The sequence below is a fragment of the Mycobacterium sp. TH-M25 genome (genome assembly GCF_057473665.1).
On the sequence record NZ_JBYCLA010000353.1, the window covers coordinates 1 to 10173 of the forward strand.

The 10173-nt window shown below is 66.3% G+C and carries 12 protein-coding genes and 1 pseudogene; 8 read left to right on the plus strand and 5 right to left on the minus strand.

Features of this window, described 5'->3' with window-relative positions:
* The 7 genes from AC2VOU_RS11835 to AC2VOU_RS11865 all read left to right on the plus strand — a co-directional run.
* Window positions 1-359, plus strand: a 359-nt coding sequence (locus tag AC2VOU_RS11835) for a YidH family protein (protein ID WP_486957552.1), incomplete at its 5' end; no start/stop codon positions are given.
* A 108-nt stretch (window positions 360-467) separates the two neighbouring features.
* The gene (locus AC2VOU_RS11840) at window positions 468-698 is read left to right on the plus strand and encodes a hypothetical protein (protein WP_486957553.1); all 231 of its coding nucleotides are present in this window, start codon (window positions 468-470) and stop codon (window positions 696-698) included.
* A 214-nt stretch (window positions 699-912) separates the two neighbouring features.
* Window positions 913-1872, plus strand: coding sequence for an alpha/beta fold hydrolase (locus tag AC2VOU_RS11845; RefSeq protein ID WP_486957554.1), 960 nt, complete (start codon window positions 913-915; stop codon window positions 1870-1872).
* A gap of 33 nt (window positions 1873-1905) precedes the next feature.
* Window positions 1906-2922, plus strand: coding sequence for a C40 family peptidase (locus tag AC2VOU_RS11850; protein WP_486957555.1), 1017 nt, complete (start codon window positions 1906-1908; stop codon window positions 2920-2922).
* Window positions 2923-3099: 177 nt separating this feature from the next.
* On the plus strand, window positions 3100-4350 hold the full coding sequence (locus tag AC2VOU_RS11855) for an IS256 family transposase (protein ID WP_486957556.1): 1251 nt from the start codon (window positions 3100-3102) through the stop codon (window positions 4348-4350).
* On the plus strand, window positions 4347-4556 hold the full coding sequence (locus AC2VOU_RS11860; protein WP_486957557.1) for a hypothetical protein: 210 nt from the start codon (window positions 4347-4349) through the stop codon (window positions 4554-4556). The genes AC2VOU_RS11855 and AC2VOU_RS11860 overlap by 4 nt, the downstream gene beginning before the upstream one ends.
* A gap of 491 nt (window positions 4557-5047) precedes the next feature.
* On the plus strand, window positions 5048-5269 hold the full coding sequence (locus AC2VOU_RS11865; protein WP_486957558.1) for a hypothetical protein: 222 nt from the start codon (window positions 5048-5050) through the stop codon (window positions 5267-5269).
* 41 nt (window positions 5270-5310) lie between these two features.
* On the opposite strand, the gene AC2VOU_RS11870 is transcribed toward AC2VOU_RS11865, so the two are convergent.
* Complete coding sequence (locus tag AC2VOU_RS11870; protein WP_486957559.1) at window positions 5311-6021, minus strand: TVP38/TMEM64 family protein; 711 nt, start codon at window positions 6019-6021, stop codon at window positions 5311-5313.
* A gap of 46 nt (window positions 6022-6067) precedes the next feature.
* Here AC2VOU_RS11870 and AC2VOU_RS11875 point away from each other — a divergent pair, with 46 nt between their 5' ends.
* A complete protein-coding gene (locus AC2VOU_RS11875) occupies window positions 6068-7015 on the plus strand; it encodes a class I SAM-dependent methyltransferase (protein ID WP_486957560.1) in 948 nt (315 codons plus the stop codon).
* A gap of 410 nt (window positions 7016-7425) precedes the next feature.
* Here the strand turns inward: AC2VOU_RS11875 and AC2VOU_RS11880 are convergent, their stop codons facing one another.
* From AC2VOU_RS11880 to AC2VOU_RS11895, 4 genes and pseudogenes are all read right to left on the minus strand, one after another.
* The gene (locus AC2VOU_RS11880; RefSeq protein WP_486957561.1) at window positions 7426-8262 is read right to left on the minus strand and encodes an NYN domain-containing protein; all 837 of its coding nucleotides are present in this window, start codon (window positions 8260-8262) and stop codon (window positions 7426-7428) included.
* A gap of 55 nt (window positions 8263-8317) precedes the next feature.
* Window positions 8318-8902, minus strand: coding sequence for a DUF998 domain-containing protein (locus tag AC2VOU_RS11885; RefSeq protein WP_486957562.1), 585 nt, complete (start codon window positions 8900-8902; stop codon window positions 8318-8320).
* A 43-nt stretch (window positions 8903-8945) separates the two neighbouring features.
* Window positions 8946-9836, minus strand: coding sequence for an SCO6745 family protein (locus AC2VOU_RS11890; protein ID WP_486957563.1), 891 nt, complete (start codon window positions 9834-9836; stop codon window positions 8946-8948).
* 10 nt (window positions 9837-9846) lie between these two features.
* Window positions 9847-10173 (minus strand): annotated as a pseudogene (locus tag AC2VOU_RS11895) (sulfatase-like hydrolase/transferase); the annotation flags it as partial.

Sequence of the window (10173 nt, forward strand, 5' to 3'; positions counted from 1 at the left end):
CGCGCTACCCGCGCGGGGTCTACGACGTGGGCCGCGAGCCCGACCCGCTCTACAGCCTGGCCAACGAACGGACTTACCTGGCGTGGCTGCGCTTCGCGGTGGCCGTGCTCGCGGGCGCCGTCGCGATCGACCGGCTACTGCTCGAACACCGCTCGTTGGGCAGCGAGGTCCTCGCTTTCGGTCTCGTGGCGATCGCCTACGGGACCTGCGGCGTCGGTGTGCGGCGTTGGTTGGTCACCGAGCGCGCGTTGCGGCAACGCCAACCGCTGCCCGGCTTCGGCGCCCCGCTACTCGTTTTCGTGGCCATCGTCCTCGCGGGCGTCGGTGTTCTCGTTCTCGTCGTCATGCCACCCCGCTGAGCCAGGATGAAACCCGGGCCTGCGCGACTTTGGGGGGCGCAATACCCGTTCGAGCGGAACCATCTGCAGCGCACGATAACGCTCGTCGGGTTGGGCGGTGTCTTCACGGTGACCGTCATCTTTCTCGCCGACGCACGCGTTCCCGGCATCCTCGGGATCTCGCTGATCTGCGCCGGCCTGATGTCCGCGCTCGCGGCACTGTCACGGCAACGGTACGTCCGCGAAACCCGCCTCGGCTTCGCCATCCTCGCGACCCGGGGCGGCCTGTTCGTGTTCGGCTCAGCGCTGATGTTCGCGGTCGTCGGCCTGTTCGTCGCCCTCCTCGTGCTATTCGGCTGAAGGAGCCGCCAGCACGCCGAGCACCTGCGAGCCGGGGGCGGCAGCAGGTCGAGCGGCCAACCGTCGGGTAGCGGATGTGGTCCGGCGGCCCAGACGCACCTTGTCACCGCGACAAAGCCCCGATGAATCGCGCTGGAACAGCTGCCGAACACTGCGCTCAACTGGGCATTTGGTGGTCACCCGTAGGTCAACCGGTCGCCTACTGTGAAGGTCGATGGGCAACCCACTGCGCTACCCGCGCGGCGTACCGCGCGTCGCCAAGCCGCGGGCCGAAGGTCAGTTCCATCTGGCCGACGGCCGCCGCCTCGGTTACGCCGAATTCGGTGATCCGCTCGGCCCGGTGGTGCTGTGGTTCCACGGCACGCTCGGCGCGCGGCGCCAATTCCTCGCCAAGGGCCGCCGTGCCGCCGAAAAACTCGGCCTCCGTGTCATCGTCGTCGAGCGGCCGGGCACCGGCCTGTCCGATTCGCACCGCTATACCTCGGTGAGTGAATGGGTTGCCGACATGGCACAGGTCGCGGATGCTCTCGACGCCAAAAAGCTTGGTGTCGTCGGCATGTCGGGCGGAGGCCCCTACGCGCTGGCGTGTGGCGCGTTGCCGCCCATGGTCGATCGGGTGGCCGCCATCGGCGTGCTCGACGGCATCGTGCCGGCGGTCGGGCCCGAGGCCACCCGAGCGGGCGCCACCGAGATCGCCCGGCGTTTCAGCCCGATCCTCACCCAGCTACGCCGCCCCTTGGCTGTCCTCGCCACCATCCTGCTTGCGCCACTGATTCCCTTCGCGCACTGCGCCTATCGCGTGTACATGCGAATGTGGCCCGAAGTCGACCGGCAGGTGCTCGATGATCCCGAAGTCGAGGCGATCTTCGTCGACGACATGGTCAACGCGTTCCGCGGCCGCTGCCTGGCCATGGTCGACGATGCGCGACTTCTCGGCCGCGACTGGGGTTTTCGGCTGATCGACGTCAAGGTGCCGGTGCGATGGTGGCACGGCCAGACCGACCACGTCGTCCCGATCGCCGGAGTGCACACCGCCGTCGGCCGTCTGCAAGACGCCGTACTGACCGTTCGCTCTGAGAGTCACCTCGGCGGCTTCGCCATGACCGAGGACGTGCTCGTCCACCTGCGCGAGCAGCTCATCGACAGACCCAAGGATCTCGGCGTTGCTCAGTAGGAACGCGGGCCGACTCCGTTAACGTCGATCGACATGACCGGCGCCGCGATTCGAATAGCGTTGGCCGGCTTATTGGTCGTCGGGCTGACGGCAGCACCCGTCTCCGCCGCGCCCGCGGCGCGCCACGCGTACGTCGCCGTCTCGGCAGCCACGGTGTGGACCGCGCCGCAGAGTCCGCGGCCCGTCGATCACCCGGCCCTGACAAACCCCGTCGATGTTCGCGGTTGGCTGTCGGCCATGACCCCGGCCCAGCAGGAGGCGCTCGCGTCGGACGATCTCGACCAGACGCAGGCCCTCTTCGGCGACCGCGTGATTGTGGTCCGAGAGCAGGGCGACTGGGACGAGGTACTGGTCCCGGGTCAACCCACACCGAAGGACTCCGGCGGCTATCCCGGCTGGATTCCCAAGGTGCAGTTGGCGAGCGACCCGAGCTACGGCGCGCAGCAGGACCACGCTCCCGTCGCGCTGGTCGAGCGCGGCACCACCGTCTGGTTGTACCGCGACTCCGGCCTCCGGAATCGGGACTTGGAAATCAGCGCGAACACGCGGCTTCCCGTCCTGAGTCGCACCGAGACAGCGATTCAGGTGGCCACCCCGGATCGCGGCCCGAGGTGGCTGGCTGCTCAATCGGTCACGGTCTACGAAAAGGCAACGGAGGTAACATATCCCACCGGTGACGAGCTAATTCGGTCGGCCGCCGGCTTCGTGGACGTTCCCTACCTGTGGGGTGGCCGGGCCGGATTTGGGCTCGACTGCTCCGGTTTCACGTCGACCGTCTACCAGCTGCACGGCATTACCCTGCCGCGCGATGCCGGACCGCAAGCCGTCGATAGCCGTGGCCGCCCGGTCGACAAGTCCGCGTTGCAACCTGGCGATCTGCTGTTCTACTCACATGGCCGTAATGCCGACGAGATCTATCACGTGGCAATGTATTTCGGAAACGAGACGATGATCGAGGCGTTCGACGTGAGCGCGCCGGTGCGTGTCACCCCGGTCCGGCTGGACGCCGACTTCTGGGGCGCGCGACGCTACCTCGATCGGCCCCGATGACATCGGTTGAGCGGTCAAGCGGCTTCGAGGTTCTGCGGGAGGGACTAGTTGCGTCCCTGATAGTGGTGTAACGCGGATCGCGTGATCGTTTCCCGGTGTGTCGTTCGGGACGAGAGCGCGGTCACCGCGTGATCCTTCGAGTGAACCTTCCACAGCACTCTCGAGAGGAACCACACGATGACCGCTCCCCATATTGTGAACCCTGCTGCGTTGTTGGAGCAGGGCCTGTCTGACGCGTCGCCGGATCTGATGCGCACTTTGTTGGGCACGGTGCTCAACGCGCTGCTGTCGGCCGATGCTGATGCGGTGTGCGGCGCCGAGTACGGCCGGCCCGGCCCGGATCGGACGAACTCGCGTAACGGCTACCGCCATCGTGAACTGGACACCCGTGTCGGCACGATCGATGTAGCGATCCCCAAGCTACGCCAGGGCTCGTACTTCCCCGAATGGCTGATGGAGCGCCGCAAACGCGCTGAGGCGGCACTGATCTCGGTGGTGGCGACCTGCTATCTGCTCGGGGTCTCGACCCGGCGGATGGACAAACTGGTGGCCACGTTGGGTATCACCAGTTTGAGTAAGTCGCAGGTCTCGCGGATGGCGGCAGACCTCGACGCACAGGTCGAGGCGTTCCGTACCCGCCCCCTGGGTGATGCGGGACCGTTCACCTTCGTCGCGGCCGACGCGTTGACGATGAAGGTCCGCGAAGACGGGCGGGTGGTCAACGCTGTGGTGCTGGTGGCCACCGGCGTCAACGCCGACGGGCACCGTGAGGTGCTCGGGGTCAAGGTCGCCACCAGTGAGACCGGCCCGGCGTGGAACACCTTCTTCGCCGATCTGGTCGCCCGCGGCCTGCATGGCGTCCGGCTGGTCACTTCTGATGCCCACCGGGGCCTGGTCGAGGCGATCGCGGCGAACCTGCCCGGCGCGGCGTGGCAACGCTGCCGAACCCATTACGCCGCCAACTTGATGGACGTGACCCCGAAAAGCTCCTGGGGGTGGGTCAAAGCGCTGCTGCACTCGGTCTATGACCAGCCCGACGCCGCGGCGGTGCACGCCCAGTTCGACCGTGTCGTCGACGCGTTGGCCGACAAGCTACCCGCCGTCGCCGAACATCTCGATGGTGCCCGCGAGCAGATACTCGCGTTTACCGCGTTCCCGAAGGAACTGTGGCGCCAGATCTGGTCGAATAATCCCAACGAACGCCTCAACCGCGAAATACGCAGGCGCACAGACGTTGTCGGCATCTTCCCCTCTCGTGACGCCGTCATCCGCCTCGTTGGAGCTGTCCTGGCCGAACAGCACGACGAATGGACTGAAGGCCGCCGCTACCTTGGACTGGACATTCTGGCTCGCGCTGCTGCCGTCGGCAACCCCGAACCCGCGCCACCAGCTACCAACGGCCTGCCCGAATTGGAGCCCGCAGCATGATAAACCCCAGCACCCCAGACGAATTCGGGCCAGGGCTGACACGCCGGGCCTACCTCGACCAGCTCGCCGACATCGGTCACACCGGCTGGCACGACGAGCACGGCATCCCCGCGCCATGGCCCGAGGACTTCTGCAACCCCGACAGCGGATGGCAACCCACGACAGGAGGTGACACCACCAACACCGACCCCAACCAACCCTTCTAACCCCACCAAATCGAAGGATCAGCCGTTACACCACTCCCAGGGACTTGACCGAGGGACTGAGCCGCGCGCGCCACTCACGTTGCAGTACATGGCTGAGACCGGCCATTTTCCCGTGCGGTAACGATGTGCCCACCTCAAAGCGACAATGGAAGATCCCGCAGGCAATAGCCGCGAATTGTCGCTGTGAGGTGGGCACAAACAGCATGCCTGCCGGAGGAGAGGCCGCAGTGGCTGATGTGACGCGAGCCGGCCGGCACCGAGATCTCTGATCCGGCACCAGCTCGCCGAGCCCGAGGAATTGGACGCCGAGGTCGGCCACCAGAAGCTTGCACTGTCCTCGGCGGCGATTCAGGCGCCGACCAGCCAGCTGGCCCGCCGACGACGCCGCTACTTGACGTGGCCGCCGCCGTTGTGCAGATTTGCTCCGGCGGTAAGCCAATCTCAGGAGGACCAACATGCAGATCTCTAAATTTCGACTGGCAGTTGCCGGCGTGATCACCGCGGCCGGCTTCAGTCTTGCCGGCGCCGGGGTGGCCTACGCCTTCCAGCCGCACATGGTCAGTGCTCGAGACCACCTGAACCAGAGCCTCACCGATTTACAAAATGCCGACCCCTTCGATTCGGGCGGCCACCGGGAACAGGCGATCGAGATGGTTCATCTGGCGATCACCGAAGTCGACCAAGCCATCGACTACGCCGAACTGCACCAATAGGACGCGCGCCCGGCGAATTCGCTCAGAGGCGGGCACCTCGACTACTGCCTCGGCGGCGTGACCCCTGAGGCTTCTGTGGCCGCTGGTTCGTTGTGTGCCCGCCACTTGCGGATGCCCTGCCGCGCCGCGAACGCGCCTACCACGGCCGTCACGCACCATACGCCGATCGCCGCGTACGCCAGCACCGGTGACGTGTCTCCGATCGACGCGCCCAAGGCGGTGTAGACGAACGCCCGTGGCGCCGAACCGATGAACGCGCCGACGGCCATCTGCCACACCGGGACCCCGAATGCGCCGAACGCGTACGAGGCCAGCGCGTCCGACAGCCCGGGAATGAAACGCTGGCCGACCACCGCCCACAATCCTCGCTGTTGGATCAGGGCATCAAGACGGTCGGCGCGGTCGGTCCCCAGCAGGGCACGGGCGCTGTCACGGCCCGCTCGACGCCCCATGGCGGCCGCGACGACCGCGGTGCCCACTGTGGCGCCCAGCGTCACGAACACGCCCAGCAGCGGGCCGAACAGCAGCCCGCTGCTCGCCGCCAGAATCGGGCCCGGCACGAAGATCGCCCCGAGCGCAGCCGACAACACCACGTAGGTCAACGGAGCCAGCGGGCCGGTCGTCTTCACCCAGCCCCGCACGTCCTCTACGTGCACTACGTGCCTGACCGCCAGCAGATAGAACATCACCACCAGGAAAGCGGCGAACACGGCGAGCCGGATGACGTGCGGTCTGCGCGGGGTGGAGGTCATGATGACCGGGATTCTTCCGCATCAGCGGCTCACGTAGGGTCGGGTAGTGGCCAGAACCGATGACGACAGCTGGGAAATCACCGAGAGCGTGGGCGCGACGGCACTCGGGGTTGCCGCGGCGCGCGCGGCCGACACCGAGAGCAGCGACCCACTGATCAACGACCCGTTCGCGCGAGTGTTCCTCGACCGCGTCGGCCACGGCGTGTGGGACTGGTACGGCGGTCCGCAACTGCCCGCCGCCGTCATCGAGGCCGAGCCCGACATGCCGCAGCGGATGCGCGCCCTGGTCAGTTACTTCGCTACTCGGACAAAGTTTTTCGACACCGCATTCATCGACGCAGCGAATGCCGGCGTCCGCCAAGCGGTGATCCTGGCCGCCGGCTTGGACGCTCGGTCGTGGCGACTGCCGTGGCCCGACGGCACCACGGTCTACGAGCTTGACCAAGATCGCGTGCTCGATTTCAAACTCGAAACCCTGCACGAACACGGCTCCCAGCCCACGGCCCATCGGGTTCCCGTCCCGGTCGACTTGCGTCAAGACTGGCCAACGGCGTTGCGACAGTCCGGATTTGACCCGTCGGCTCCGAGTGTCTGGTCGGTCGAGGGCCTGCTCATGTACCTGCCCGCCGCGGCCCAGGATCTGCTGTTCGAACGCATCCAGGAGCTTGCCGCACCCGGCAGCCGCATCGCCGTCGAGGGACTCGGACCTGAGTTCGCGGTTTCTGAACTCCGCGACGAGCGGCGTGAGCGGATGGATCGTGTCCGGAAGATGATGGCCGAGGCCGGCTCGCCGCTTGAAGTTCCCAAGACCGACGAACTGTGGTACTTCGAACAGCGCGAGGACGTCAGCGACTGGCTGCGCCAGCACGGCTGGGCCGTGACCGCGACCCCGTCCGACGATCTGATGGCCAGCTACGGCCGCCCGTCACCCGAAGGCCTCGAAGAGGCTTCGCCGACGCACTGGTTCATCTCAGGACAGCGAAAGCCTCTGTGACAACGGTCAACTAGCCGCGTGCCGGATCGTACTGCGCGGATTTATTCAGTTGCCGATGGGCCTGGTGGTGCTGGTGCCCCGCTGTGCGATTGACGGATGGCCAGTCTTGGGTCCGCCGCCCGTCACCGGAACGGCCGAGTGCCCCGGGACTCCGATCGCGTTGCCGCCGGGGCCGGGCAGACACGGGGAACATGGCGCAAGTGGAGACGGGGCTGCGTGAACAGGCGCGGCGACAGGGGTTGTGGGCAGTAGCCCGAAGCCGGTCGCGATCACAGCCACCCCGGCCAGGAGTTTGAGCCTCATAGCCGATAGCTCCTCTCTGGGAGCGGATTTTTACATGGTCTTAACATGTTACGCTGGTCACATCGGCATTGAAATAGTTTGCCGGACGCAAAGTGCTGTGGATCGATTCAGCGCAGTCGCACCATTCGCGTCGTCGAACTCTCGTCGAGCTCGACAACATCTGTTCGCGACCGCAGAAAATCACTGAAAGACTTGAAACCCAAGGATTTTTCGCTGAACGACGGATCCATCCGCTTCATCTGCGCCTTGACCGCGGAGTTGTGCAGCCACTCGACGTCGTCCTTTTCGGTACCGATCCGCAGCGCGCGGGTCAGCAGGGCGGTGGCGGCCGCCTGCTGATCCGGCGGGGGAGGCTCGTCGGCTGCGGTGTTCGAGCGGGTCTTGGGCGCAGGCTCGGGCACCGGAACCCCGGGCAGCGCGTCGTAGATGACGAAGTCGTCGCAGGCCGCCGCCAGCGCCTTGCTTGACGAGCCGGCCACCCCCACGCCCACCGCGTAGCGGCCGAGCCGCTTGCAGCGTTGCGCCAGCGCGATGTAGTCCGAGTCGCCGGCCACGATCACCACATGCGTCAAGTCGGGCAGGCGGAACATGTCCTCGACCGCGTCGACGGCCAGTCGGATGTCGGCACCGTTCTTGCCGTAAGCCGCCGCGGGAAACAGCTGCACCAAATCGACTGCTCGAGCGACCAATTGCTCGCGGTAGCCAGAGTTGACCTCGGACGACCAGTCGGCGTAGGCGCGGGTAAGCACCAGCGTGCCGAACGACGACGCGAAGTCGATGATGGCGCCTACGTCGACGGTGGCGCGGGCCAGCCGATCCTCCTTCAGGCCCTTGGTCTTGTCCTTCTGGAACGAATTGCGGCCGTTGACCTGGTCGTACCGCGAGATCACGATGTTGTCGAAATCGAGGTACACCGCAACCCGGTCCGCGCCGTCATCGGTCATGAGTCCAGTCTTGACCATCGGTGGCCTTGTGAGCACGATTTGCGCAGAGTAGAAGTCATGTCCGGGCTCCGCCCGGGTATGCCCTGAGGGTCCGCCGGCTCAGGAGCGCAGCGGCGCTGAGAATTTGCCACGCGGTGATCGAATAGACGCTGCAGCGTTCCACCACTCCCAACGGTATGACCGCGTACCTCAGGTCTATCGCGAACAGCGCGAAGCTGATCAGTCCGAACACGCCGAGACCGACCGACACTGTGCGGTGCCAACCGCCGATGATTGAGGCCCCGGCCAGGACGGCCGCGTTCCCACCCGCGATCGCCAAGACCGCGCCGACGGCATGGGTGGCGGACCCGCTGTGAAACAACGCGATCAGCACATTGCCGACGGCGTTCGCTGCGGCAAGGGCGAGAAACGGTCGGGCGTTGCTGATCGCCACGGCGCCGACGAGAAACAGCAAGCCGTTCACACCGAACCCAAGGTTCATCAACCATGCGAAGGGCGAGCTACATCCTGGGACTCCGAGATCGCTGATGACGTTGTGGATATAGCTGTAGGAAGGCAGATACGCCGTTGCCGCAACGACTTCCGCGACCAGATACGATACGGCCGCGGTGAGCCAGATCAGGCCCTTAACCGCAATCACCCGCGGCCCCTCCCCGGTCGGGGGCCTTCGCTGCATCTCGACACTAAGCACCCAGATGGGCGCTGCCGTCGTCCAACTCGTCGCGGCGCAGCGCCATCGGAGTCATGGCGGGTACATCACCCCCGGCGACCACGGTCCGGGTGATCGGCGTGAGCGCCTGAAACATCTTCTCGACCTCGTCGTCGGTCAGGGCGTCGAGCACCGACAACGACAGCACGTCGGTGGTGGATTCCAGGTGGTCCTTGAGTTCGCGCCCGGCCGGTGTCAATGATCCGTCGTCGTTGAGCAGACCCCGCGCGGCCAGCTGTCGCTCGTGGGCATGCCATTCCTCGTCGTCGTAGTCACGGGTGCGGGCGATGTAGTCGCGCGGGATCGCACCGGCCGCGGCATGCAGCACATTGCATTCCCGGCCCGTCACCCCGGCGGCGCTGAGCACCGCGTTGTGGGTGTCGCCGCGCTGCTCCCGAAGCAGGGTGCACGCGTGCCACAGCGCCGCCACCGGCTCCTCCGGCCAGGGCAGTGCCCGGTTCGCGGCGAACAGCGGTCGTCCGCAGATCGGTGCACTCTTGGCCGCTTTTCCCAGCAATTCGGCTGCAGTGGCGACGTTTTCGTCGGCTTCGACACCGTAGCGACGCAGCGCCGCCACCGCAGCGTCCACTCGCACGCGTAACGCGTCCTGGGGCCCGGCGATGTCCCACGCCGCCGGCAGCACCTTGGCCGTGCGCGACGGTGCGAAGTTGTAGAAGATGGCCGTCACCACCTCCGGCGCCACCTTGCCCAGCGGTGCCGAGCGCGCGGCGAAATAGCCCATCCATAAACCCTTGTAGCCCAAGCGGCCCAACGCCTCGTGCGCTTCCGGCGCGAAATAAGTCACGCCGTGAATGGGCTCGAACCGGTCCAGAAAGCGCCGTGCAAGCTTTGGTTCTCTATCCATAAAGCCGAGCCTAGGCACCCCGCGGGTGTGGATGCAATGGCGTTGCCCAACTATCACGCCGAGAGGCATAGGGCCACGGCCGGTTTCGCTCCGGGATTGCGCTAGCTCGCGCCTGCTTCAGCCGAGCGCGCAGGTGCTGGCGTAACGCATCCAGTTCCGCGTCGTCCCACCGGTTACGGGCCTCGACCGGATCGTCGCTGAGATCGTAAAGCTCCCACTGATCATCGAGCGGGCTCATCCGATACGCTTCGCCGCCAAGCCCATTCGCCGCCAGATGACGCACTCCCGGCTCGGTCCAGGTCGCCGGGTCGTCGAAGGTGCGGACCAGCTTCCACAG